22 protein-coding genes are annotated in these 22,716 nt (G+C 64.7%); 9 read left to right on the top strand and 13 right to left on the bottom strand.

Features of this window, described 5'->3' with window-relative positions:
- Window positions 1–139: 139 nt before the first annotated feature.
- From IFT54_RS13875 to IFT54_RS13865, 3 genes are read left to right on the top strand one after another with little or no spacing between them, the layout of a single operon-like run.
- The gene (locus tag IFT54_RS13875; RefSeq protein ID WP_192071072.1) at window positions 140–1,327 is read left to right on the top strand and encodes a bifunctional 2-C-methyl-D-erythritol 4-phosphate cytidylyltransferase/2-C-methyl-D-erythritol 2,4-cyclodiphosphate synthase; all 1,188 of its coding nucleotides are present in this window, start codon (window positions 140–142) and stop codon (window positions 1,325–1,327) included.
- Entirely contained in the window at window positions 1,324–1,851 is a 528-nt protein-coding gene (locus IFT54_RS13870; protein ID WP_192071071.1) for a hypothetical protein, read from the top strand. The genes IFT54_RS13875 and IFT54_RS13870 overlap by 4 nt, the downstream gene beginning before the upstream one ends.
- The gene (locus tag IFT54_RS13865; protein ID WP_031439016.1) at window positions 1,851–2,369 is read left to right on the top strand and encodes a CinA family protein; all 519 of its coding nucleotides are present in this window, start codon (window positions 1,851–1,853) and stop codon (window positions 2,367–2,369) included. The genes IFT54_RS13870 and IFT54_RS13865 overlap by 1 nt, the downstream gene beginning before the upstream one ends.
- Here the strand turns inward: IFT54_RS13865 and IFT54_RS13860 are convergent.
- The 5 genes from IFT54_RS13860 to aspS all read right to left on the bottom strand — a co-directional run bounded on the left by IFT54_RS13860 (window position 2,312) and on the right by aspS (window position 7,421).
- Window positions 2,312–2,788 carry a type II toxin-antitoxin system RatA family toxin gene (locus IFT54_RS13860; RefSeq protein ID WP_031393376.1) on the bottom strand — a complete coding sequence of 159 codons (477 nt, stop codon included), beginning with the start codon at window positions 2,786–2,788 and terminating at the stop codon, window positions 2,312–2,314. The two genes, IFT54_RS13865 and IFT54_RS13860, sit on opposite strands and share 58 nt — an antisense overlap.
- Complete coding sequence (lipA, locus tag IFT54_RS13855; RefSeq protein WP_031393377.1) at window positions 2,788–3,711, bottom strand: lipoyl synthase; 924 nt, start codon at window positions 3,709–3,711, stop codon at window positions 2,788–2,790. Before lipA ends, IFT54_RS13860 begins: the two co-directional genes overlap by 1 nt.
- 152 nt (window positions 3,712–3,863) lie before the next feature.
- Window positions 3,864–4,568, bottom strand: a complete 705-nt coding sequence (locus IFT54_RS13850; RefSeq protein WP_192138918.1) for a PAS domain-containing protein — start codon at window positions 4,566–4,568, stop codon at window positions 3,864–3,866.
- Window positions 4,569–4,749: 181 nt separating this feature from the next.
- A complete protein-coding gene (locus IFT54_RS13845) occupies window positions 4,750–5,523 on the bottom strand; it encodes a polyphosphate kinase 2 family protein (protein ID WP_192008939.1) in 774 nt (257 codons plus the stop codon).
- Between the two features lie 74 nt (window positions 5,524–5,597).
- Entirely contained in the window at window positions 5,598–7,421 is a 1,824-nt protein-coding gene (aspS, locus tag IFT54_RS13840; RefSeq protein ID WP_192071069.1) for an aspartate--tRNA ligase, read from the bottom strand.
- A gap of 187 nt (window positions 7,422–7,608) precedes the next feature.
- On the opposite strand from aspS, the gene rnd reads away from it, so the two are divergent.
- The gene (gene rnd, locus IFT54_RS13835) at window positions 7,609–8,784 is read left to right on the top strand and encodes a ribonuclease D (protein ID WP_192071068.1); all 1,176 of its coding nucleotides are present in this window, start codon (window positions 7,609–7,611) and stop codon (window positions 8,782–8,784) included.
- The gene (locus IFT54_RS13830) at window positions 8,781–9,086 is read left to right on the top strand and encodes an I78 family peptidase inhibitor (protein WP_244648980.1); all 306 of its coding nucleotides are present in this window, start codon (window positions 8,781–8,783) and stop codon (window positions 9,084–9,086) included. Before rnd ends, IFT54_RS13830 begins: the two co-directional genes overlap by 4 nt.
- Before the next feature lie 24 nt (window positions 9,087–9,110).
- On the opposite strand, the gene IFT54_RS13825 is transcribed toward IFT54_RS13830, so the two are convergent.
- From IFT54_RS13825 to IFT54_RS13810, 4 genes are read right to left on the bottom strand one after another with little or no spacing between them, the layout of a single operon-like run.
- Entirely contained in the window at window positions 9,111–10,622 is a 1,512-nt protein-coding gene (locus tag IFT54_RS13825) for a Ppx/GppA family phosphatase (RefSeq protein ID WP_192071067.1), read from the bottom strand.
- A complete protein-coding gene (locus tag IFT54_RS13820) occupies window positions 10,619–12,784 on the bottom strand; it encodes an RNA degradosome polyphosphate kinase (RefSeq protein ID WP_192071066.1) in 2,166 nt (721 codons plus the stop codon). Before IFT54_RS13820 ends, IFT54_RS13825 begins: the two co-directional genes overlap by 4 nt.
- A 15-nt stretch (window positions 12,785–12,799) precedes the next feature.
- The gene (locus tag IFT54_RS13815; RefSeq protein WP_192071065.1) at window positions 12,800–13,444 is read right to left on the bottom strand and encodes a DnaA ATPase domain-containing protein; all 645 of its coding nucleotides are present in this window, start codon (window positions 13,442–13,444) and stop codon (window positions 12,800–12,802) included.
- A gap of 11 nt (window positions 13,445–13,455) precedes the next feature.
- Window positions 13,456–14,700, bottom strand: a complete 1,245-nt coding sequence (locus IFT54_RS13810) for a heavy-metal-associated domain-containing protein (protein WP_192071064.1) — start codon at window positions 14,698–14,700, stop codon at window positions 13,456–13,458.
- Window positions 14,701–14,764: 64 nt separating this feature from the next.
- Here IFT54_RS13810 and purM point away from each other — a divergent pair, with 64 nt between their 5' ends.
- From purM to IFT54_RS13795, 3 genes are read left to right on the top strand one after another with little or no spacing between them, the layout of a single operon-like run.
- Window positions 14,765–15,868, top strand: coding sequence for a phosphoribosylformylglycinamidine cyclo-ligase (gene purM, locus IFT54_RS13805; protein WP_192071063.1), 1,104 nt, complete (start codon window positions 14,765–14,767; stop codon window positions 15,866–15,868).
- Window positions 15,861–16,433: a phosphoribosylglycinamide formyltransferase gene (gene purN / locus IFT54_RS13800; protein WP_192071062.1), complete on the top strand. Its 573-nt coding sequence runs from the start codon at window positions 15,861–15,863 to the stop codon at window positions 16,431–16,433. The genes purM and purN overlap by 8 nt, the downstream gene beginning before the upstream one ends.
- 25 nt (window positions 16,434–16,458) lie before the next feature.
- Window positions 16,459–17,061, top strand: a complete 603-nt coding sequence (locus tag IFT54_RS13795) for a hypothetical protein (RefSeq protein ID WP_192071061.1) — start codon at window positions 16,459–16,461, stop codon at window positions 17,059–17,061.
- 24 nt (window positions 17,062–17,085) lie between these two features.
- Here the strand turns inward: IFT54_RS13795 and IFT54_RS13790 are convergent, their stop codons facing one another.
- The 4 genes from IFT54_RS13790 to IFT54_RS13775 all read right to left on the bottom strand — a co-directional run bounded on the left by IFT54_RS13790 (window position 17,086) and on the right by IFT54_RS13775 (window position 20,116).
- Window positions 17,086–17,604, bottom strand: a complete 519-nt coding sequence (locus IFT54_RS13790; protein ID WP_192071060.1) for a GNAT family N-acetyltransferase — start codon at window positions 17,602–17,604, stop codon at window positions 17,086–17,088.
- Entirely contained in the window at window positions 17,604–18,026 is a 423-nt protein-coding gene (gene ndk / locus IFT54_RS13785) for a nucleoside-diphosphate kinase (RefSeq protein ID WP_031393391.1), read from the bottom strand. Before ndk ends, IFT54_RS13790 begins: the two co-directional genes overlap by 1 nt.
- Window positions 18,027–18,115: 89 nt before the next feature.
- The gene (locus tag IFT54_RS13780; RefSeq protein WP_192071059.1) at window positions 18,116–18,553 is read right to left on the bottom strand and encodes a DNA polymerase III subunit chi; all 438 of its coding nucleotides are present in this window, start codon (window positions 18,551–18,553) and stop codon (window positions 18,116–18,118) included.
- 84 nt (window positions 18,554–18,637) lie between these two features.
- Window positions 18,638–20,116, bottom strand: coding sequence for a leucyl aminopeptidase (locus IFT54_RS13775; protein WP_192071058.1), 1,479 nt, complete (start codon window positions 20,114–20,116; stop codon window positions 18,638–18,640).
- A 221-nt stretch (window positions 20,117–20,337) separates the two neighbouring features.
- Here IFT54_RS13775 and IFT54_RS13770 point away from each other — a divergent pair, with 221 nt between their 5' ends.
- Window positions 20,338–22,581, top strand: a complete 2,244-nt coding sequence (locus tag IFT54_RS13770; RefSeq protein WP_192071122.1) for an LPS-assembly protein LptD — start codon at window positions 20,338–20,340, stop codon at window positions 22,579–22,581.
- Window positions 22,582–22,716: the final 135 nt, after the last annotated feature.

Genomic DNA, 22,716 nt, shown 5'->3' with positions numbered 1-22,716 from the left:
GCTGCCCAAAAAAGAGGCAGAACATAGGCCGCGATGCCGGAACTGGCAAGGCTGGTCCAGCTGTTCCCGTCGTGCGCGACGTTATGGGGAACGACTGCCTGCACTGGCGATGCCGCGCTCAAGACGCTAATCGGCGCCCATGACAAAGCGCCGCACCGTCGCCCTGATCGTCGCAGCCGGGTCCGGCACCCGCGCTGGCGGCACCCTCCCCAAGCAATTCGCGACCGTCGCGGGAAGGCCGATGCTCATGCACGCGGTTACCGCAATGTCCGCGCACCCGGCGATCGACGCCGTGACGGTCGTCGTTGCCGAAGGTCAGCTGGACCATGCAAAGGCAGTATTGGCAGCAGGAGGAGTCACCGACGCGACGGTCATCGTCGGGGGCAGTACCCGCCGGGATTCGGTACTGAGGGGAATCGCTGCCCTGTCCGATTTGGATCATGTTCTCGTTCACGATGCCGCCCGGCCGTTTCTTCCTGCCGAAGTCATCAGCGCGGTAGTGGCAGCGCTGGCGAACAACGACGCCGCGGTGCCGGTGCTGCCGGTAGCGGATACGCTGGCGCGCGGCGCGACGACGCTGACCGGTCGCATGCTCGGCGAAGTCGTTCCGCGCGAGGCCGTATACCGGGTCCAGACGCCGCAGGGCTTCCGGATCGCTAAGCTGCGCGCCGCGCACGCTGCCTGGCCGGCCGATGAAGATGCCAGCGACGATGCCCAGATGGTGCGACGGGTTGGCGGCAGCGTCGCGTTGGTGCAGGGCGATCCGATGCTCGACAAAGTGACTCACCCCGACGATTTTGCCGCCGCTGAAGCGCGCGCGCCCTATGAAAGCCGAACCGCGATGGGCTTCGACGTCCATCGGCTGGAAACGGGCGAGGAATTATGGCTTGGCGGCGTCCGGATCCCGCACGACAAGGGGCTTTCCGGCCATAGCGATGCCGATGTCGCGCTGCATGCGCTGACCGACGCGTTGCTCGGCACGATCGCCGCGGGTGATATCGGCACGCATTTTCCCCCGAGTGATCCCCAGTGGAAAGGTGCCGACTCCGCGCAGTTCCTGCAGCATGCCGCGCAGCTGATCGCCGCCAAGGGCGGTCGGATCGATTTCGTCGACCTGACCATCCTGTGCGAGATGCCCAAGATCGGGCCGCACCGGTCGGCGATGACGACCCGGATCGCCGATCTGCTCGACCTCACCACGGACCGGGTCAGCGTGAAGGCGACGACGACCGAGCGACTTGGCTTCACGGGACGGGGCGAGGGCATTGCCGCGCAGGCGGTCGCGACGATCAGCCTCCCCTCGACTCGCGGCCGTGTCGGCGCATGAAGTTCGCTGCCGCACTGACGCTCGCCGCGGTCGTAGCAACGCCGGTATCGGCACAGTCCCCCTGCATCTCCGGCCCCGAGGCGGAGGCGATGACGCTCGTCGCGCTGCCCGACATCATCCGTGAAACGGGCCGAGTCTGCGCGGCAAGGCTTCCCGCGACCAGCCTCGTGCGCAACCAGTCCAGTACACTGATCGCGCGCTATCAGATCGAAGCGGATCGCGCCTGGCCGTCCGCTCGGGCCGCGATCGTAAAGCTTAGCGACCCTGCGGTCGATGCGCTTCTCCAGTCGGACTATGCCCGGCCATTGCTGACGAGCCTGCTCGTCCCGCAGATTGTCGGACGCATCGCGGCGCGCGACTGTGGGACGATCGATCGGCTCGTGACGCTGCTCCAGCCGCTGCCGCCGCGGAACACCGCTGGCATCGTCGTCGAGACGCTGCGCTATCTCAAGGCTGACAAGGCACGCCGCGGAGATCGATCGACGCCCGACCTTCCGCTCTGCACGGCAACGGAGAGCCGCTGATGGATACCCTTCTCCCTCCCCAGCTGATCGACGCGGCACGCAAGGTCATCGAGGCAAATCGCGCCCTCGGACGACGCGTCGCGGTTGCTGAAAGCTGTACCGGGGGCCTCGTCGCTGCGGCGCTGACGGAAATTCCGGGCAGTTCCGACGTGTTCGAAATCGGGTTCGTGACCTATTCGAACGAGGCCAAGCTGAAACTGCTCAAGATCAGCTCAGACGTGCTTGAGACTTTCGGTGCGGTGTCGATCGCCGTCGCGTGGAGCATGGCGCAGGGCGCACTCGAGCAGTCGGGCGCGGATGTTGCCGTCGCCATCACCGGCATCGCCGGGCCCGGCGGTGGATCGGCGAAGAAGCCGGTCGGGACGGTGGTCTTCGCCCGTGCCGAGAAGGGCGGCGATCGCAGCGATGTCGACGCAGATCGCAAGGATTTTGGCGATCTCGGCCGCGGCGGTATCCGCCTTCAGGCTGCGCTGTGCGCGCTCGAACTCTTGCTGCCGGTCGAGGATGTCGCACCGTAAAGCTCGGCCGCGCGCGTCTCGAACGCGCCAATCATCTTGCGCAATGCGGCACCGAAGACCTGACCCGCGATCAGCTCGAACATCCGGTTTTTGAAAGCAAAGTCGACGGTAAAGTCGACCGCGCACCCCTGCTCCTCTGGGCGGAAACGCCATTCGTTGCGAAGATATTTGAGCGGGCCGTCGACATAGTCGACGAGGATCTCGGTCGGACGGGTCTTCTGCACGCGTGACGTGAACGTCTCGCGCAGACCCTTGAAGCCAACGATCATGTCCGCGAGCGTCTCCGTCTCACTGTTCGAGCGAACACGCATCGCGCTGACCCACGGCAGAAACTCGGCGTAGCGGCCGACATCGGCGACCAGATCGAACATCTGTTCGGGGGTATAGGGAAGATGGCGTGTTTCGGAATGCTTGGGCATCAGATCCGTGCGACCCCGAGCTTGGCATCACGCGCCGCCCGAAGCTGCGCGAAGTCGTCCCCCGCATGGTAGCTCGACCGCGTCAGTGGCGACGATGCGACGAGCATGAAGCCCTTAGCTCGGGCGATCGACGCATAGGCATCGAAGGCCTTGGGCGTGACGAACTCGGCCACCTTGGCATGGCGTGGCGTGGGCTGAAGATACTGGCCCATCGTCAGGAAGTCGATGTCGGCACAACGCATGTCGTCCATGACTTGGTGGATCTCGAGCCGCTCTTCGCCCAGGCCGAGCATGACGCCCGACTTGGTGAAAATCGACGGGTCGTGGCGTTTCACGCTCTCGAGCAAGCGCAACGAGGCATAATAACGCGCGCCGGGCCGGATCGTCGGGTACAGGCGAGGGACTGTCTCGAGGTTGTGGTTGTAGACGTCGGGGCGCGCCTCGACGATCGACTCGATCGCGGCCTGCGCCTTGTTGCGGAAATCGGGCGTCAGGATTTCGATCGTCGTAGTGGGATTCGACGCGCGGATTGCCTGGATCACCTTCACGAATTGCGAAGCGCCGCCATCGGGAAGGTCGTCGCGGTCGACCGATGTGATGACGATGTGGTTCAGCCCCATCTGCGCCGCGGCATCGGCGACATTCTGCGGTTCCATCCGGTCGACCGCACGGGGCATACCGGTCTTCACGTTGCAGAAGGCGCAGGCACGGGTGCAGGTATCGCCGAGGATCATGACCGTCGCATGCTTCTTGGACCAGCATTCGCCGATATTCGGGCATGCGGCCTCTTCACAGACCGTCGTCAGGCTTTTCGAGCGCATCAGTTCGCGGGTCTTGGCGAAGCCGGCGGATGTCGGGGCCTTGACGCGGATCCAGTCGGGCTTTCGAGCGCGCGGCGCGGCGAGCGGGGTCATCTCGTTCATGGCAGGCAGATAGCGATCCCGGCTATGCGAAACAACACACATGCGGTTCTTCGCCCGATATCACGGGTATCCTGCGAAGCCGGCAAGAAAGCCCCCGCGCCGGCGCATATGCGGAGCGGGCGCACTTGCCACGTCGTACCGCACCGACCGGCTCAGCGGAACCGTTCCAGATCCGTCGCAGCCGATACCGCGACGGCATATCGATCGGACAGATACCGTTCGAACCGTTGATGCGCATCGCACGTGAGCTGAAACGCCGCACCCCCCGCTCGCCCGTCGACGACGGCCTCGAACTCGATCAGCCCCTGAACCTCGAGCGCGCGAATCCAGCGGGTCAGTGTGGCGTGTCCGACCCCGAGCATCGGTTCGAGGTCGGTCGGCGTCAGGAGAACGCCCTCGGCCTCGCTGACATAGGCCGCAAGCAGGATGTCCCAGGCGCTGTCGGCAAATAACGACGGGCAGAATATTGCCCCGCGCGCGCGCCGGGCATCCAGCGTCAGCTGTGCCGTCTTCAACAAGGCTTCGGGTTTGACCTCGCCGGACCCAGGCATGGTTTCCTCGAAAATCATCGTCACGCAAACCTCGGTCCCTGGCGGCGCGATCGATAAATGGCCCTGCACCCAGAGATGCGACGAGTCGGTCCTGACCAGCCTTTTGGTCGTGCTGATCGGGGATCCGGTATGCACCACGCGACGCATCAGTCGCCGGCAACGCTCGCGGTCGGCAGGCGCGGTGAAATCGAGCATGTTGCTGCCAAGCAAAATGGCGGCTGTCGCATTGAGCGTGTGGCAGAACGTCGCGTCCACCTCGACAATCGCCCCTGAGGTGTCGACACCTATTCGACCGCGTTCCGTCATGACCTACGCCCACTGAATGGCCGTCCGCTACTCGGACACGCCCATTATCTTAGGGTAAGCCTAACCATCATCGGAAGCTGTTCACGCTAACATAAGTTGTTCGGAAGGCGTTAGAATTTCGACCAAAATGGATATAGCTGCAGAGGACTGCGACCAAAAGCGGGGTTGCGCCTTGCGAAAATTAGAGCTTGAGGGCCTTTTTCGCGACCTTGAGGACGGCGGGATCAAGCGGCGGGGGCACCATCGCGACTCCGCCCTCCAAGCGATCCGCGACGACGGTCAGCGCAGCGATCCTAGCCGCCTTCTTGTCGTTCCCGTCGATGACGATCCACGGCGCGGCCGCGGTGTCCGTGCGTGCGAACATCTCATGCATCGCGGCGAGATAGTCCTCGCGTCGCGACCGGTTGTGATAGTCGTCGAGACCGGTCTTCCAATGCTTCCAAGGGTCGCGCAGCCGCGCCTCTAGCCGCCGGTCCTGTTCCGCTTGGGTGATATGGACGAAGATCTTGATCAGCGTCGTGTCGTTCTCGATCAATCCCGCTTCGAAGGCATTGATCGCGTCATAGCCGCGCTCCCATTCGCGGCGCGTGGCGAATTCCTCGACCCGCTCGACCAGTACCCTGCCGTACCAGCTCCGATCGAAGACGGCGATGTTCCCGTCCGCCGGCAACCGTTTCCAAAAGCGCCAGAGAAAATGATGTGCCTTCTCGTCGGCGCTCGGGGCGGCGATCGGCCAGACGCGGTAGGTACGGGGATCCCACTCGGCCGACAACCGCTGGATGATACCGCCCTTCCCCGCCGCATCCCACCCTTCGAACATCACCACAGCGGGGCGCTTGTTGACGATATGCGCGACCTGGATGTGCTCAAGCCTCTTCTGGAGCTTTGCCAGGTCGCGCTTGTATTTGCCGTCATAGGCGTCGCCGGCTTCATAATGGGCAAGATCGATGGGCATAAGCAAACTCCAGAAGATCAGGCGGCCACCAGGGGCGGGACGGAAATGACCATGACGGCAGAGCCGCCCCAGCGTCAGCCAGCGGCGGGCGTCGCCGTCTTGGCCGGGTCCTTCGGCCCATCGACGGTGAGCTTGATGTTGAGTTCCTTCAGCTGGCGCGGGCTGACCGGGCTCGGTGCGCCCATCATCAGGTCCTCGGCCTTCTGGTTCATCGGGAACAGCACGACCTCGCGGATGTTCGGCTCGCCCGCGAGCAACATGACCATCCGGTCGATGCCGGGTGCCGAGCCGCCATGCGGCGGTGCGCCGACCTTGAACGCGTTGATCATGCCCGCAAAGTTCGTGTCGACATCGGCCTGCGTATAGCCGGCGATCTCGAACGCCTTGTACATGATCTCCGGACGATGGTTCCGGATCGCACCCGACGACAGTTCGACGCCGTTGCAGACGATGTCGTACTGGTACGCCAGGATATCGAGCGGATCCTTGTTCTCCAACGCGTCCATCTCGCCCTGCGGCATCGAGAACGGGTTGTGGCTGAAGTCGATTTTCTTGGCGTCCTCGTCATATTCGAACATCGGGAAGTCGACGATCCAGCAAAACTCGAACCGGTTCTCGTCGATCAGGCCGAGATCCGCACCGATCCGCGCGCGGGCAGCGCCGGCGAGCTTGGCGGCGGGGAGTTCCTTGCCGGCGGCGAAGAAGATGCCGTCGTTCGGGCCGAGGCCCATCTCCGCGATCAGCTTGCGCGTCGCTTCCTCGCCGTGGTTCTTGGCGATCGGGCCGCCAAGCTCACCGTTCTTCTGCGTGATGTAGCCGAGCCCGGCATGCCCTTCGGCGCGGGCCCAGTCGTTCATGTCGGTGAAGAACTTGCGGCTCTTCTCGGCGGTGTTCGGCGCGGGGATCGCGCGGACAACGTCACCGCCGGCGACGATGCCCGCGAACAGGCCGAAGCCCGAGTCGACGAAGTGATGGCCGACGTCGTGAATCAGGATCGGGTTGCGTAGATCAGGCTTGTCGCTGCCGTATTTCAGCATCGATTCGCGGTAGGGAATGCGCTTGAACGGCAGGGCGGAGACTTGGCGTCCCTTGCCCTGCCAATCGGCGAACTCCTCGAACACGCCGTGCAGCACGGGCTCGATCGCGTTGAACACGTCGTCCTGCGTGACGAAGCTCATTTCGAAATCGAGCTGGTAGAATTCGCCCGGTGAACGATCGGCGCGTGCGTCCTCGTCGCGGAAGCAGGGGGCGATCTGGAAATAGCGGTCGAAGCCCGCGACCATCAGCAGCTGCTTGAACATCTGCGGTGCCTGCGGCAGCGCGTAGAATTTGCCCGGATGCACGCGGCTTGGCACCAGATAGTCGCGCGCGCCCTCTGGCGACGACGCGGTCAGGATCGGCGTCTGGAATTCGGTGAAGCCCTGATCGTTCATGCGGTTGCGCAGCGAGGTGATGACCTTCGAACGCAGCATGATGTTCGCGTGCAGCCGCTCGCGCCGCAGGTCGAGATAGCGATAGCGCAGGCGGATATCCTCGGGATACTCGGCCTCGCCCGCGACCGGCATCGGCAGCTCGCCGGCCATCGATTGAACGGTCGCAGCGGTCGCGCGGACCTCGATCCCGCCGGTCGGCAGGTTCGGGTTCACCGCTTCGGGCGCGCGTGCGGTCACCTTGCCGGTGATCGTGACGACGCTCTCGCTCTTCAGGCCCTCGATGACCTTGAAGACGGGGCCGGACACGTCGGTGACGATCTGCGTGATGCCGTAATGATCGCGCAGATCGATGAAGACCAGGTCACCATGATCGCGCTTCTTGTGGACCCAGCCCGAGACGCGGACCTCCTCGCCGACCTGTTCGGGGCGGAGGGCGGCGCAGTTATGGGTGCGATAGGCGTGCATGTGTCTCGTCTCTCATACGTCGTCCCTGCGTTTGCTGGGATCTCGTGCAGCAAGGGTGCGCCCTGCGACGGGAGATCCCAGCGTTTGCTGGGATGACGGGAATTGGATGGCCCGCGCTTCCCTTCCCTACCGGCCTTTGTCAAGGCGCCCCTTTGTCAACATGGGGGAGCCTCGCTATGGACGAGCGATGCATATCCACCCGCTTATCTCCGACAGTGCCACGCTCGCCAATCTCTGCGCGCGCATGGCCGACGCCGACTATGTGTGCGTCGACACCGAATTCATGCGCGAGAGCACCTATTATCCGGAGCTTTGCCTGATCCAGATCGCCGACGACAAGGAAGCCGCCGCGATCGACCCGATGGCCCCGGGCATCGACCTGAAGCCGCTGCTCGACCTGCTCGTCGAGAATCACGACGTGCTGAAAGTTGTCCATGCCGGCGGGCAGGACATCGAGATCGTCTACAACCTCACGGGCAAGACGCCCTTCCCGCTGTTCGACACGCAGGTCGCGGCGATGGCGCTCGGCCAGGGCGAACAGATCGGCTATTCGAACCTAGTCGACAGCTGGCTCGGGATCGCCGTCGACAAGGGTGCGCGTTTTACTGACTGGGCGCGGCGCCCGCTGGATGCACGCCAGATCGAATATGCGATCGGTGACGTCACGCATCTGTCGAAGATCTTCCCCAAGATGCTCGAGCGGCTGCGCAAGACCGGGCGCGGCGTGTGGCTCGACCAAGAGATGGAGCGGCTCGGGGATATCGCCAATTATGCGAACGATCCCGACCTGGCCTGGAAGCGCGTTCGGGTCTCGGGGCGCAAGCCCGACGTGCTCGGCCGGTTGAAGGCACTGGCGCGGTGGCGTGAACTCGAGGCGCAGGCGAAGGATCTGCCGCGCGGGCGGATCGTCAAGGATGAGACGCTCGGCGACATGGCGGGGCATCCGCCGCGGAAACAGTCCGACCTCGCCCGCGTCCGGGGGCTTTCCGCCACCTGGGCTGGCAATGATATCGGGGCGCGACTGATGCTCGCGATCGAGCAGGCCCAGCCGCTCGGCGACGATGAGCTGCCGCCCCGCGACGATCGCAAGCCAGGCCTTGGCAAGGAGGGCTCACTGGTCGCGGATCTGCTCAAGCTCCTTCTGAAGATCCGCTCGCGAGATATTGATGTCGCGTCGAAACTTCTTGCGAGGACCGACGAACTCGAGGCGCTGGCCGCGGGCGTGCGGACGGGCTTGCCGATGCTGGAGGGGTGGCGGTTCGACCAGTTCGGCCGCGACGCATTGGATCTTGTCGAGGGACGACTGGCCTTTGCGGTGATCAACGGAAAGCTGAAAATGACCCGTACGGAGGACGCCGCATGAAGCGGGCGCTGCTCGCGGTCGTGCTTGCTTCGGCGGGGTGCATGCCGGTCGAGATGCGCGACCGCGCACCCGATGTCGCGACGCCAACCCCGCCCGGTGCAGCGTGCAAGATTGAGGCACTGGGCGATCTGGTCGGCAAGCGCGCGAGCGATGCACGCGCGGATGTGATGCTGGCCCGATCGGGCGCGCGGACGCTACGGTGGATTGCGCCGAACGACGCGGTGACGATGGACTTCCGGACCGATCGCCTGAATGTCTATGTCGACGGCGCGAGCAGGATCGAGCGCTTCACCTGCGCCTGAGCCTGACCCCGCGTTCGTCTCCGGTCAGGCGATCGCGAGCACAGGTTTCCGGCCAATGGCCGCGGCAAGCGCCGCGTGTCGCCGCTCAACGGCCTCCCCGTAGAGTCCCCGATCTGCGGGTAGCAGCGTAAGCGTCAGCGATACGCCATCATCGGTGATGCGCGAACGTTTGAGCGGTCCGGCAAGCCCCCCGCTCATTCGCTGGCCGAGACGCATCGCAAGCCCCCAAGCCGTCGCGCTCTGGATCTCGGCGGGTGTCGCCAGGCGCTCCACGGGATCCGCGGCGGCCAGGTCACCGCCAAGGCTGGTATACAGGGCCTGGGCGAGCATACCGCGACCCGGTGCGTCGATCGCGACCCAATTGCCGTGCAACGCGACTTCGACCCCGCGCTCGGCGCGAAATTCCGGATTGGCGCGCCAACCCACATCCGCCAGGAGGCAGGCGGTGTGGCGCAAGCGCGCCACCGCCGGGGGCTCGGTAACGAACAACGGCGCGATCCAGCGATCGAGCAGATCGCCATGTTCGGGAAAGCGGCCGAGCAGTCGCCCCTCCTCGCGGGCGGCTTCGATCAGGGGGTCGAGAGCCCGCGCCGCCGGCTTGAGGTCGCCGTAGAGCAGCCCTTCGCGAAGGCCATAGGCGGAGACGATCGTCGTCTTGCTACCAAGCTGGCGCATGAGAATGCCGAGCAACGCGGCGGCATCCCCAAGCGTCGCGATCCGGCCCGACGACAGGCCCGGAATGGCTTTCAGGCGTGGCTTGGACAATTGCGGGATGGTGCGGCTGAGACGCGTGACGGTCGCTGCGGTCATCGAATATTGATGGATGATCGGCAGCGGATAGTCCGACAACTCCATATCGAGCCGCGCCAGCGCGCGCCATGACCCGCCGACGAGATACAGGGGCAGTCCCTGCCCGCGTGCGGCCCAGCCGGCGTCGCGTACGAGCCGCGCGACATGGCGCTCGAGCACCTTGCCCCGCTTCGCGCGCATCGGTCCGATACGCAGGACGCCAAGGGGGAACGAGACGCTGTCCTCGATCTTGCCACGGCGGACGCGTACGAGCTCGAGGCTGCCGCCGCCGAGATCGCCGACGATACCATCCGCCTCAGGGATAGCGGACAGCACGCCATAGCCCGCGGCGCTTGCCTCCTGTCCGCCCGACAACGTCTCGACCTTGAGCCCCAGCTCCTCTGCCGCGGCGATGAGGTCACCACCGTTCCGGGCATCGCGAACCGCTGCCGTCGCGACCGTCCGGAGCGTCGAACACTCCATCTCGCGCGCAACAGCGGCAAACCGCGCAAGCGCGACCTTAGCCGTCTTGAGTGCTGACTTTTCGATCGTGCCCGTCGCCGCCAATCCGCGGCCGAGGCCCGCCAGCACCTTCTCGTTAAACCGGATCGCCGGCAGTCTGGGCGGCCCCTGATAGACGACGAGCCGGATCGAGTTCGATCCGATGTCGATGATCCCGGTGCGCGGATGGTCGTCGACCTCAACCTTTGGCGTCGCGGTGCCGAACAGGAGGTTGGTAACGCTCATCGCTGTCGACGGAGCGAAAGCGTCGGCACGGTCGCGCTCGTGGCAAGCGATGCACCACGGCCGGAAAGAGACGGATTGGTCATGAAATACCGATGCAGGTTGAACGGACGATCGCCGGGATCGACGCGCGAATAATCGCCGTCGGGTCCTAGCTCCCAGCTTTGCTCGTTGTCGATGAGATTGGCGACCATCACCTGGTCGAGGATCTGGTCGTGCACGGTCGGGTTGAGGATCGGCAGCATATATTCGACGCGCCGATCGAAATTACGCGGCATCCAGTCGGCGGACGAGATGAACAGCTTCGCTCCGTCGTTCGGCAAAGCCTTCCCGTTTCCGAAAGCCCAGATCCGGCTGTGTTCGAGAAACCGGCCGATCACCGATTTGACGCGGATCGTTTCGGACAGGCCGGGCACACCCGGTCGGAGACAGCAGATGCCGCGGATGATGAGGTCGATTTCGACCCCTGCCCCGCTCGCCTCGTACAGCTTTTCGATCACCGCAGGGTCGACCAGCGAGTTCATCTTCGCCCAGACCCCTGCCGGTCGCCCCGCGCGCGCATTGGCGATCTCGACGTCGATCAGGGTCATCAAATTCTGCCGGAGGTCGCGCGGGCTCAAGCTGACGCGGGCCATGTCCGTCGGTTCGACATAGCCGGTGATGTAGTTGAACATCTGTGCGGCATCGCGCCCGACCGCAGCGTCGGCGGTGAAGAAGCTGAGGTCGGTGTAGATCTTGGCCGTGACGGGGTGATAATTGCCCGTCCCGAAATGGCAGTAGGTCCGGAACGCCTGCCCCTCGCGGCGGACGACCAGGGAGACCTTTGCATGGGTCTTCCAGTCGATGAACCCGTAGACGACCTGCACCCCCGCGCGTTCCAGCGCGGAGGCCCAGACCATGTTCTGCTCCTCATCGAACCGTGCTTTGAGTTCGACCACCGCGGTGACAGACTTTCCGGCCTCGGCGGCCGTGATCAGCGCGTTGATGACGGCCGGCTGCTTGCCGGCGCGGTAGAGCGTCTGCTTGATGGCCACCACGTCGGGATCGTTTGCCGCCTGCTTCAGGAAAGCGAGCACCACCTCGAACGTTTCATAGGGGTGGTGGACGACGATGTCCTTGGCTTTGATCGCTGCGAAGCAGTCACCGCCAAATTCACGGATTCGCTCCGGAAAGCGCGGCGTGAAGGGCGGGAATTTAAGATCGGGGCGATCCTCCTCGACCAAGCCGTCGAGATCGACGATGCCCAGCAGGTTACCGCTTTCGGTGATGATCGCCTCGGCCCCGCCCAGTTCATCCTTGAGCACGGCTGCCAGCACGTCCGGTATGCCGGTTTCCAGCTCGAGCCGGATCACCCGGCCCCGGCGACGGCGTTTGATCGCGTTGGCGAAGTAGCGGACAAGGTCCTCCGCCTCCTCCTCGATCTCCATGTCGCTGTCGCGCAGGACGCGGAAGCTCGCGGCGGCAAGAACCTCATAGCCCGGGAACAGCACCGGCGCGAACCGCTTGAGCAGCGTCTCGATCGCGACGTAGCGCGCGGGTTCGCCAGGCAACCGCACGAAGCGCGTCATGGTGTGCGGCAACATGACCAGTTCGCGGACCGGTTCGTTGTCCGACCGGCGGACGAGGTCGAAGATCACCGACAGGCCGCGGTTCGGAATGAACGGGAACGGATGGGCGGGGTCGAGCGCCTGCGGGGTCAGGATCGGAAAGATCTGCTCGCGAAAATGTGTTTCGAGCCAGTCATCGGCTTCGCCCTCGACGGCATCGCGGCGCAGGACAAACAGCCCCGCCTCGTCGAGCAGCACACGAAGATCACCCCAGACCGCCTGCTGGCTCTCCATCAGCGCGTCCGCTTCGCGGATGATCGCGGTCAGCTGCTGCCCGGCAGTCAAGCCGTCGGCCGAGCGACGATCAACGTCCTGCGTCTGCTGACCCTTCAGTCCGGCGACACGCACCATGAAGAACTCGTCGAGATTGGATCCCGAGATAGAGAGAAACCTAAGCCGTTCGAACAACGGATGCGCCGGATTGCACGCCTCCTCGATCACGCGCCGATTGAACGCGAGCCAGGAAAGCTCACGGTTGAAAAATCGGTCGTTCGGCTGAGCGCCGATGGGATCGTCGTCGTCTTCCGCTTGGCGGACGATATGCGCTGGACGGTTCATCGGTCCTCTAGGGGCTTAAGGTGACGTGAAAAGCGGCAGATCAAGGGCAAGTTGCGGTCGTAGGATCAGGCCCGCCTCGGTCAGAGTGGTGCGTGCAAGATTAATGGACAAGCGCTTGCGGCGTTCCATCGTTTCCTGATCCAGCGCATCGACGGTTCGCGTGACGGTAATATGACTACGCTCGATTCGCGACGCGAGCCAGTCGATGAGATCGGGCCGGGCATCGATGTTGCGGCGCTCGAACAAATGCGCGAGCAACACCCGCATGAGTTCGTCGTCGGGCGGGCCGATCGTCGCGATCGGACTCGCAGCAAGGCGGGAGCGCAGGTCGGGCAGCTTGACCTTCCATTCGGGCGGCGCCGCGTCGGCGACAATGAGCAACGGTTTTTGCTCTTCCTGGGCCTGGTTCCAGGCGTGGAAAAGCTGTGTCTCGGGTACGCGTTCTGCGTCGTCGATGATCGTCCCGCCACTCTTGGCCGCGAAAATCCGCGCGAGCAGGCTGCGGCCCGACTTTCGCGGGCCGGTCAGGATAGCGGTCATCACCGGCCAGGTCGCCCATTGCTCCAAAGTCTGCGTGGCGCGGGCATTTGAAGGGGTTACGAGGAAGGCGTCGTCACGGGGATCCGCCGGCCAACCGAGCGGCAGCGCAATTTGAGTCATTCGGTCTGCGCTCACCCTGTCGTCGCATTGTCCGCGGGCAGGTCCGGCGGAAGAAGCTGTGCGGTCCGGCGGATCCGGATGGTCTGGCCCGAGCCGAACACCTGATAGCCGCGCGCTTCGAGCGCCGCCTTGAGCGCTGCCGGATCACCATCATAGGCGACACGCATCAGCGACACGCCGCCAAGCGCGAGGCTGGTCGTCGCGGCCGACCGGACGCCGGGAATCGCCCGCAACGCCGCCTCCGTCGAGGTAACCGCCGCCGCTGCGGGCGTATCGAACTGAACGGTGATCGACAGGCCGGTGCCCCCCGTCAGGACGGCCGTATTGGCGTCGGCCGTTTCGTCGACCGGGACGGTTTCAGCCGCAATCGGATCGGGCGCAGGTGGCGGCGAAAGGCTGTAGTCGACCCGCAGCGTGCCGTTCCGCCGCGCCTGCTGATACAGGTCGTCGATCCGCTTGACGCCGGTGTCCATGAGCTGCGGCAGCCCGTCCGGAGTGCCGACACGCAGCGTGAAACGGCCGATCAACGCGTTGTCGGGGCCATGACGTGCTTCGAACACCCCGATGACCGGACCACCCGGCCATTGGCGATAGAGGGTGACGACCGGAACGAGAACGTCGCTGGCGCCATATTGATCGATGATCGTCCGCCACCAGCCGCGGCCGGGCCGCTGCGTCTGACCGACGTTCAACAATAGCGCATCGGGACCGGACCCCGACGGGCGGACATAGTCGATGCTGCTGTTGCCCGTCCGGTAGCGCGCCCAGGCCTGCTGCCATTCCGTCCGCTGTTCGAAGACCTGCCCGACGCCGCCCGACCATTGGACCGGTATCACGAGCATCGGCTGCGACCGATCCGAATAGGTCGAAATGCCCAAGAGCGATCCCGCCCGGCTACGATCGAACAGGACGCCGAGTTTGGCGACGTAACGCTGCGGCCCGATCTGTTCGTTCTCGACGACGATACCCGAGACCAGCGAATCGAGCGTGCCATCGGACACCAGCGCGCCGCCGCCGCCCAGCCGATTCGACAATTGCACCCAGGCCTTGCGCTGCGCCAGTCGCCAGCCGCCATAGCGGGCAGCGTCGGCGGACGGGCCCGCGACGTCGACGATGACGCCGCTGACCTCGTACGCACTCCCGCTATCGACGGGCGCTGCGCCGCGGCTGCCGCCCTCGATCTGTGCGAGCACGGCCCCGCCGCCAAGCAGCAGCGCGGCGCCGGCAAGCGCGGTGGGAAGGGCACGGATACGCATCACGCGGGCCTTTTGGCGAAGCAGACGTGGAAATCCAAGCGCGATGTGGCTAGCAGCACCGATCATGACCGATACGCCAGACACCGCCACGCCCTATACCTACGCTCAAGCGGGGGTCTCGATCGCCGCCGGCAACGCGCTGGTGCGCGCGATTGCACCGCTTGCCCGCTCGACGCGACGCCCCGGCGCCGATGCCGATCTAGGCGGCTTCGGCGGCATGTTCGACTTGAAGGCGGCGGGCTTCGTCGACCCTTTGCTGGTCGCGGCGAACGATGGCGTGGGCACCAAGCTGAAGCTGGCGATCGAATGGAACCGGCATGACGGCGTCGGCATCGATCTTGTCGCGATGTGCGTGAACGACCTGATCGTCCAGGGCGCCGAGCCGCTGTTTTTTCTCGACTATTATGCAAGCGGCAAGCTTGACGCGGCTGTTGCGGAGCGCGTCGTCGCGTCGATCGCCGAGGGTTGCAAGACGGCCGGCTGTGCGCTGATCGGCGGCGAAACCGCGGAGATGCCGGGCATGTACGCGGACGGCGACTATGATCTCGCCGGCTTCTGCGTCGGCGCGGTCGAGCGGACCAACATGCTGACCGGCCGCGATATCGCGGCAGGCGACGTCATGCTCGGGCTGGCATCGTCGGGCGTGCATTCGAACGGCTTCTCGCTCGTCCGCCGGCTCGCCAGCGACCGCGGGTGGAAACTCGACAGGCCGGCGCTGTTCGATCAGGACAAGCTGCTGATCGACCATCTGATGGCGCCGACTCGGATATACGTCGCCGGCCTGCTGCCGCTCCTGCGCGAACGCCGCATCAAGGGCCTCGCGCATATCACGGGCGGTGGCTTGCTCGAAAACATTCCACGGGTTCTGCCGCAAGGCGTTCACGCAACCGTCGATGCGGATGCCTGGGAGCAGTCCCGGCTCATGGCGTTCCTTCAGGCGCAGGGTGCGATCGAACCGGAGGAGATGGCACGGACCTTCAATTGCGGCGTCGGCATGGTTGCAATCGTGGACGCTAACGATGTGACGATGATCACCGCTGCGCTGGAAGCCGCGGGCGAGACGGTATTCCCGATCGGGCGGATCGAGGCAGGAACGCACGGCTGCACCGTGCGCGGTTCGGCGGGCACGTGGAGCGCGCGCGCCGACTGGACCGCGACTCATGGCTGACAGAACGCGCGTCGGTGTGCTCGTATCGGGGCGCGGATCGAACATGATCGCGCTGGTCGACGCGTCGCGCGCTGCGAACTGCCCTTATGAGGTGGTGCTCGTCGCGTCCGACAAGCCGGAGGCGGCCGGCATCGCGTGGGCAAAGGCCGAGGGGATAGCGACATTTGCGCTTTCTCCCCGCGGGTTGGGCAAACCGGCTTATGAGGCGGCGATAGATCGGGCGCTCCGGGACGCCGCGGTTGAGGTCATCGCGCTGGCCGGCTATATGCGGCTTCTCTCCGACGGATTCGTCGCCGCATGGCGCGATCGGATCGTTAATATCCATCCCTCGTTACTCCCCAAATATAAGGGGCTCGATACACATGCGAGAGCGATCGCGGCGGGCGATGCCACCGGAGGATGCTCGGTCCATCTGGTTACCGAGGAACTCGATGGCGGCGTCGTGCTGGGTCAGGCTGAAGTCCCGATTTTGCCAGGCGACGACGCCGGTGCGCTGGCAGATCGCGTGCTGGCCGCGGAACATGCGCTATACCCCAGGACGCTCGCCGAGTTCGTGAAACGATGAACGCCCTGTCGAAAGCAGACATCTAATGAGCCGCGAAACACCGACCGAACGGCGCGAAGCCGCTGAAACGCGTCGCCGCTGGGTGACGCTGGCAGAGGTCCTCGCGGTCGCTGGTGTCCTCATCGCGGCACTCACGCTCTGGAGCAACTGGTCCGAACGCAACGCGGACAAGGCCGAGAAGGCGAGCGCGCGTGCCAGCGAACAGCGCGAAAGCCGACGCTTCGAAATCCGAGCCGTCGCGGCTGAGAATGGCGATTCGCTGATGTTGCTGCGGGACGACAAGCACGATATCCAGACGGCGACGATCGCGTTCCCCTCGGCGCTGAGCGTCGAGCGCAAAGATGCCCTGACGGATCAGATCCAACGTGACTGGTTCGAAAAGGCTTTGCTGAAAGCCACCGATGGGGGCGAGGACGATCAGACCGGGCGGCTGCCGGTCCTGATTGCCGTCACCTATACCGACGGCGATGTCTCGGGTTCGGCAAGCGGCATCTACGACGTAATCTGGCGTACGAAAGCCGGTGTGTTTCCGTTTGGCCGGTCGCTGAAACTGGAAGGCCTGAAGCTCAGGCAACGTGGTGGCGATCAGGCAAAGCTGGACGCGTTATGGACACGCCAACAACGCTAACGAGGCACCTTACCCCTGCGACCGTTAGATTTCACGGGCGTAGACCGGATCAGTGTATGGTGTCGTCCCGATCCTGAAGGGCCGAGTGCCGATCACGGAGAATTGCTGGCGTTCGTAAAATGCGCGGGCGCGGGCGTTCAAGCCCCACACACCCAATAACACACGGGCGTAATCGCGCTCGGCTGCGTCAGCGAGCGCCCGGTCCATCAACGCGGCTCCGAGACCTGATCCGTGCGCCTGCTTCATGAGGTAGATACGGCGCAGTTCGATGTCGCGAGGACCGGTCTCTATCGGAAAGGCAGGCTTCGTGAGCACGGAATAGCCGATCGGCGCATGGCCAGGCTCATATTCCGCAAGCGTCACGATCGTTGCGGGGTCGTCAAGCCAGGCCGCGAAAGTCGCGACGCTGTTGTTCCGGGTACAATGATCAACGATGTCGACGCCCGTAAATGCTGTTGCATAGGCGTCAAGAAATGAGGCGGCTCCGACGAGCGAGAGGGCGGGCGCATCGCCCACCGTCGCGCGTCGCAGCCGCCAGAGCATCAGCCGACGATTTCTTCGGGCTTGAAGAAATAGGCGATCTCGATCTCGGCATTCTCGTCCGAATCCGAACCGTGAACGCTATTCGCTTCGATCGACTCGGCGAGTTCCTTGCGGATCGTGCCGGGCTCGGCGTTCGCCGGGTTGGTCGCGCCCATGATGTCGCGGTTGCGCTGCATCGCGTTCTCGCCTTCGAGAACCTGGACGACGACGGGGCCCGAGATCATGAACGACACGAGCTCACCAAAGAAGGGGCGCTCCTTGTGCACCGCGTAGAAGCCTTCGGCCTGCTCGCGGGTCATCTGGATGCGCTTCGACGCGACGACGCGCAGGCCGGCTTCCTCGAGCATCTTGGTAACCGCACCGGTCAGGTTGCGGCGGGTGGCATCGGGCTTGATGATCGAAAAGGTACGGTTCGCGGCCATGATGGTCACGGGCTCCTGTGTTGGCGGGAATTGGATGCGCGGCGCTTAGGCGCGGATCGGCCCCAAGGCAACGCCTATGCCGTCCAATTTCAGGCAGCCTGCTCCCAGCGACCGGCATCGTTCTGTTTCCAGTACCGGCGCTCGACACCGTCACGATCACCCAGCGCCTTCCATGCCAGCCGCGCCTCGCGAATCGCCTCTTCGTCAAAAACATGGAACACCCGCTCGAAATCGAGCGCCGCGTCCCGCCAGCGACCATCGACGATCGCGACGTTGCGCGCCGCATTGGCCGTCGTCACGTCGCTGGCAATCAGGACGGGCTGTGCCGCGTCGTCACCCGCGCCGATATGCGCATGCGGCAGGAAGCTCTCCGGCGCATAGGACCAGAGGAGCCGATCGAGCGCGACACGCTGCGCCTCGGGTTCGGCGACAATCAAAAGGCGACCGCCGGTCTGCACGACGCGCTCGGCGATTCGCGGAAGGACGCGGTCGAGCGGGGTGGTCAGGTGGTAGAAATCGACCTGCATTATGCTCATCCCCCGAGTTCAGACTGCCGCCCAAGTGCCCCCCCGTCATCCCGACCGCTGCCGGGATGACGGGATAGGTGCCGTTCAGCCTTCGAAATTGTCGGCAACGAATCGGTCGAGCAGGCGCACGCCATAACCGGTCGCGCCCTTATCGTGGTGGGTTCCCGGCTTGTCCGACCAGACCATGCCCGCGATGTCGAGGTGCGCCCATTTCACGCCTTCGTCGACGAAGCGCTTGATGAACTGCGCTGCAGTGATCGACCCTGCGCCGCGCGGGCCGACATTCTTCATGTCCGCGATCGGGGAGTCGATCAGCTTGTCGTAGGCCGGCGACAGCGGGAAGCGCCAAAGTGTGTCGCCACTGGCCGTCCCAGCCGCAAGCAACTGGTCCGCCAGCGCGTCGTCATTGGCGAAGATGCCGCCATTCTCGGTGCCAAGCGCGACAATCATCGCACCCGTCAGCGTCGCGAGATCGACGATCGTCGCAGGCTGATGCGTTTTCTGCACCCAGGTTACGCAGTCGCAGAGTACCAGCCGTCCTTCGGCGTCGGTGTTCAGGACTTCGATCGTCTGTCCCGACATCGACGTGATGACGTCGCTAGGCCGCAGGGCCGCGCCATCGGGCATGTTCTCGACCAGCCCCATCACGCCGACCACATTGGCCTTGGCCTTGCGCGCCGCCAGCGCCTTCATGGCGCCGGCGACGGCCCCTGCCCCGCCCATGTCCCACTTCATGTCTTCCATGCCCGCGCCCGGCTTGATCGAGATACCACCCGAATCGAACGTCACGCCCTTGCCGACAAGGGCAAGCGTCGGGACGTCGGCGGCAGCTCCGTTCCATTTCAGCGCCAACAGACGGGCCTCGCGGCGCGAACCCTGGCTAACGCTGAGCAAAGAACCCATGCCGAGTTCCACCATCTGCGCTTCATCGAGGACAGTGATTTCGAGGCCGAGCCCTTCGACGTCCTTCGTCACCTTCTCGACGAAGCTCTCGGGGTAGACAATGTTCGGCGGCGACGTGACGAGCCACCGCGTCAGGTCCATGCCACCACTCACCGCGGCCTGCTCGGCCCATGCCGCGTCGGTGCCTTCGGGTGCACCGGCGATCGTGAATGTCGTCAAGCTGGGCTTCGACGTCTCGGCAAGCTTGGTGCGATACGTGTCGTAACGCCATGCCCGCTGCAGGCCCGCTGCGGCGAACCGGGCGGCGGCCGCAGCACTCGGGGGCGTCGCGGCGGCACCCAGGTCGATCGTCACCGAGGTGGCGCCCGACGTCAGCAGGCGCGCTGTGACCGCACCGCCAGCTTTCCCCCAATCCGCGTCGCTGCCAGCGCCGACGCCAACGAACAAGACTTGGCGAACAGCGTCCGCGACCGGCACGAAGACCTCGATGATCGCCCCCGCTTCGCCGGTGAACCGCGCAGCGGTCGCCGCCTGCATCGCTACCGCCTCGACGCCATCACCGATCGCGGTCCATCGCGTGTTGGATAGTGCGTCCTTGGCAACGGGCACGGCGAGAATGGCCGCATCGGGCTTGGCGACGGGGGTGAAATCGATCTGCATGGGGACCTCGAAAAACATTGAATAGACTGGGCTAGATGCCCCTAAGCTGATGCTGCGGAGGCGGCAAAGCAAGGTCGCGGCCGATCAAGCCTGTGGATAGCGGTGATCCGACGCACGGCGATTGCAGCAACGCGCGGACGATGCGATAGGCGGCGCGGTATGGCGGCGACCGGCCGCAGTTCCAAAAGGGGTTGGTTCGGATCGTGTTGCGTATCGACCTTATGGCGGGTTGCGCCCTGTCGCTCGCCTTGCTCGCATCGGGACTGCTGCCAGCGTCCGCGCGCGCGCAGGATCTCCAGGCACGTCCGGCAGCGCCGCCCCTTCCGGAACCGCCGACATCGTCGACCCCAACGGACCCGGATCAGGTGCAGTTCAGCGCCAGCGGTCTCGAATATGACACCAACGCCGACGTCGTCACGGCAACTGGCGAAGTCCGCATGTTCCGCCAGGGCGATCGGCTGCGCGCCGACAAAGTGGTGTGGAACCGCAAGACCGGCAAGGTTCTTGCGACGGGTAATATCGCGGTCACCAACCCCCAGGGCGACATTGCCTATGGCGACTCGATCGAGCTGACCGACTCCCTGAAAGACGGCGTCGTCGACAACATGCTCGTCGTGCTCGAACAGGGCGGCAGGCTGGCCGCCAAGCAAGGGACGCGCGAGGCTGATGGCACGGTCGAATTGCGCAGTGCCGCATATACGCCCTGCGCCGTCGTCAACTCGGCCGGGTGCCCCAAGGAGCCGACTTGGAAGATCACCGCGGTCAGCGTCACCTATCGACCCGATCGCAAGCGAATCTATTACGCCGGCGCGCGCCTGCACCTGTTCGGCCTTCCCAGTCTGCCGCTACCCAAATTCTCGAATCCCGTCGGCGGGGGCAGCGACAGCGGGCTGCTATCGCCCAATGGCGGCTATAGCCGGGTCAACGGTTTCGAAGTCAGCATTCCCTATTATGTGAAGCTCGCGCCTAACCAAGGCCTGGTCGTCACGCCGCACCTCTACACCAGCGTCCTACCGATGCTCCAGGCTGACTATTCCGCGCTCAGCACCAGGGGCGCGTTCAGCCTGCGCGCCTATGCGACCGAAAGCCGCCGAAGCGACGATCTGACCACGGCAAATTCGGCGGACACCAGCATGGCGTTCCGCGGCTACCTCGACGGCATGGCACGCTATCAGCTGACACCCAACTGGAGTGTTAGCGGCTCGCTCCGCCTGACGACCGACCGGACATTCCTGCGGCGCTACGACATCTCGCGCGACGACCGGTTGCGCAGCACGGCCAGCCTCGAGCGGATCGACGACAGCAGCTATTTCGCGCTGACCGGCTGGTACGTCCAGACGCTGCGCGTCAATGACAGCCAGGGTCAGCAGCCGATCGCGCTTCCCGAGATCGACTATCGCAAGCGCTTCGACGATGGACTGGTCGGGGGCCGCGTCCAGCTCCAGCTCAACACGCTCGCGCTGACACGCACCGACGGACAGGACACGCAGCGCGCGTTCGCCAGCGCGCAATGGGATCTTCGGCGTCTGACGAACTGGGGTCAGGAAGTTACCTTCACGGCATTCGCCCGCGCCGATGCCTATAACACGAACAACACCGACGCGACCTCGATCGTCAGTTATCGCGGACTCGAAGGGTTTCACAAGCGGGCGATCGGCGCAGCGGCCGTCGACGTGAAATGGCCGTTCATCGGCACGTTCCTCGGCGGCACGCAGCGGTTCACGCCGCGTGTCCAGCTCGTCGCCGCACCGAGCATTGCCAACACGCGCATCCCCAACGAGGATTCGCGCGCCGTCGACCTCGATGATACCAACCTGTTCGCACTGAACCGGTTTGCCGGGTATGACCGGTTCGAGGATTCCTCGCGCGCTACCTATGGTGGCGAGTGGGCACTCGACCTTCCGGGAATCGCGTTCACGACGAATATCGGACAGAGCTATCGCCTTGGTACGCGGCCGACGATCCTGCCCGACGGTACCGGGCTCAGCGACCGGTTCTCCGATATTGTCGGCCGCAGCGAATTGCGATTTCGCGACTTTGTCTCGGTGGTGCACCGCTACCGGCTCGACAAGGACAGCCTGGCGATCCGCCGCAACGAGATCGACGCCACGATCGGGTCGCGCGCGACTTACGTGCTCGTCGGCTATCTAAAGCTCAACCGCAACATCGACGCCGCGATCGAGGATTTGCGCGACCGAGAGGAAATCCGCGTCGCCGGCCGTGTCCAGTTTGCCCGGTTCTGGTCGGCCTTCGGATCGGGAGTCGTCGATTTGACGAACAAGTCGGAAGATCCGCTGTCGGTCAGCGACGGTTTCAGCCCGATCCGCCACCGTGTCGGCGTTCAGTATGAAGACGATTGCCTGCGGCTTGGCGCGACGTGGCGGCGGACGTACAACGATACCGGTGATGCGCGGAAGGGGAACAGTTTCTTGCTGACGCTGGCCTTCACCAATCTTGGCCGCTAAGCCCGCATTCAGCTAAGCCAGGGTAGGCCGCGCGGCACGTGCGATGATACGCGATGATGGGATACCGACACCTTGAAGCATGATGTTCGACTGACGGCGCGTGGTGGCCGCGTAATCGGCGCTGTGGTCCTTGCC

Source organism: Sphingomonas sp. CFBP 13714, assembly GCF_014842205.1.
GTDB classification, from domain to species: Bacteria; Pseudomonadota; Alphaproteobacteria; order Sphingomonadales; family Sphingomonadaceae; genus Sphingomonas; species Sphingomonas aerolata.
Note: the sequence above shows the minus strand (reverse complement) of the source record. Positions and strands in the feature narration are given on the sequence as shown.

What these genes read in the sequence shown, in the direction of transcription:
- IFT54_RS13875 (WP_192071072.1), top strand. Translation starts at nt 140, where the DNA reads ATGACAAAGCGCCGCACCGTCGCCCTGATCGTCGCAGCCGGGTCCGGC.
- IFT54_RS13870 (WP_192071071.1), top strand. Translation starts at nt 1,324, where the DNA reads ATGAAGTTCGCTGCCGCACTGACGCTCGCCGCGGTCGTAGCAACGCCG.
- IFT54_RS13865 (WP_031439016.1), top strand. Translation starts at nt 1,851, where the DNA reads ATGGATACCCTTCTCCCTCCCCAGCTGATCGACGCGGCACGCAAGGTC.
- IFT54_RS13860 (WP_031393376.1), bottom strand. Translation starts at nt 2,788, where the DNA reads ATGCCCAAGCATTCCGAAACACGCCATCTTCCCTATACCCCCGAACAG.
- lipA (WP_031393377.1), bottom strand. Translation starts at nt 3,711, where the DNA reads ATGAACGAGATGACCCCGCTCGCCGCGCCGCGCGCTCGAAAGCCCGAC.
- IFT54_RS13850 (WP_192138918.1), bottom strand. Translation starts at nt 4,568, where the DNA reads ATGACGGAACGCGGTCGAATAGGTGTCGACACCTCAGGGGCGATTGTC.
- IFT54_RS13845 (WP_192008939.1), bottom strand. Translation starts at nt 5,523, where the DNA reads ATGCCCATCGATCTTGCCCATTATGAAGCCGGCGACGCCTATGACGGC.
- aspS (WP_192071069.1), bottom strand. Translation starts at nt 7,421, where the DNA reads ATGCACGCCTATCGCACCCATAACTGCGCCGCCCTCCGCCCCGAACAG.
- rnd (WP_192071068.1), top strand. Translation starts at nt 7,609, where the DNA reads ATGCATATCCACCCGCTTATCTCCGACAGTGCCACGCTCGCCAATCTC.
- IFT54_RS13830 (WP_244648980.1), top strand. Translation starts at nt 8,781, where the DNA reads ATGAAGCGGGCGCTGCTCGCGGTCGTGCTTGCTTCGGCGGGGTGCATG.
- IFT54_RS13825 (WP_192071067.1), bottom strand. Translation starts at nt 10,622, where the DNA reads ATGAGCGTTACCAACCTCCTGTTCGGCACCGCGACGCCAAAGGTTGAG.
- IFT54_RS13820 (WP_192071066.1), bottom strand. Translation starts at nt 12,784, where the DNA reads ATGAACCGTCCAGCGCATATCGTCCGCCAAGCGGAAGACGACGACGAT.
- IFT54_RS13815 (WP_192071065.1), bottom strand. Translation starts at nt 13,444, where the DNA reads ATGACTCAAATTGCGCTGCCGCTCGGTTGGCCGGCGGATCCCCGTGAC.
- IFT54_RS13810 (WP_192071064.1), bottom strand. Translation starts at nt 14,700, where the DNA reads ATGCGTATCCGTGCCCTTCCCACCGCGCTTGCCGGCGCCGCGCTGCTG.
- purM (WP_192071063.1), top strand. Translation starts at nt 14,765, where the DNA reads ATGACCGATACGCCAGACACCGCCACGCCCTATACCTACGCTCAAGCG.
- purN (WP_192071062.1), top strand. Translation starts at nt 15,861, where the DNA reads ATGGCTGACAGAACGCGCGTCGGTGTGCTCGTATCGGGGCGCGGATCG.
- IFT54_RS13795 (WP_192071061.1), top strand. Translation starts at nt 16,459, where the DNA reads ATGAGCCGCGAAACACCGACCGAACGGCGCGAAGCCGCTGAAACGCGT.
- IFT54_RS13790 (WP_192071060.1), bottom strand. Translation starts at nt 17,604, where the DNA reads ATGCTCTGGCGGCTGCGACGCGCGACGGTGGGCGATGCGCCCGCCCTC.
- ndk (WP_031393391.1), bottom strand. Translation starts at nt 18,026, where the DNA reads ATGGCCGCGAACCGTACCTTTTCGATCATCAAGCCCGATGCCACCCGC.
- IFT54_RS13780 (WP_192071059.1), bottom strand. Translation starts at nt 18,553, where the DNA reads ATGCAGGTCGATTTCTACCACCTGACCACCCCGCTCGACCGCGTCCTT.
- IFT54_RS13775 (WP_192071058.1), bottom strand. Translation starts at nt 20,116, where the DNA reads ATGCAGATCGATTTCACCCCCGTCGCCAAGCCCGATGCGGCCATTCTC.
- IFT54_RS13770 (WP_192071122.1), top strand. Translation starts at nt 20,338, where the DNA reads ATGGCGGGTTGCGCCCTGTCGCTCGCCTTGCTCGCATCGGGACTGCTG.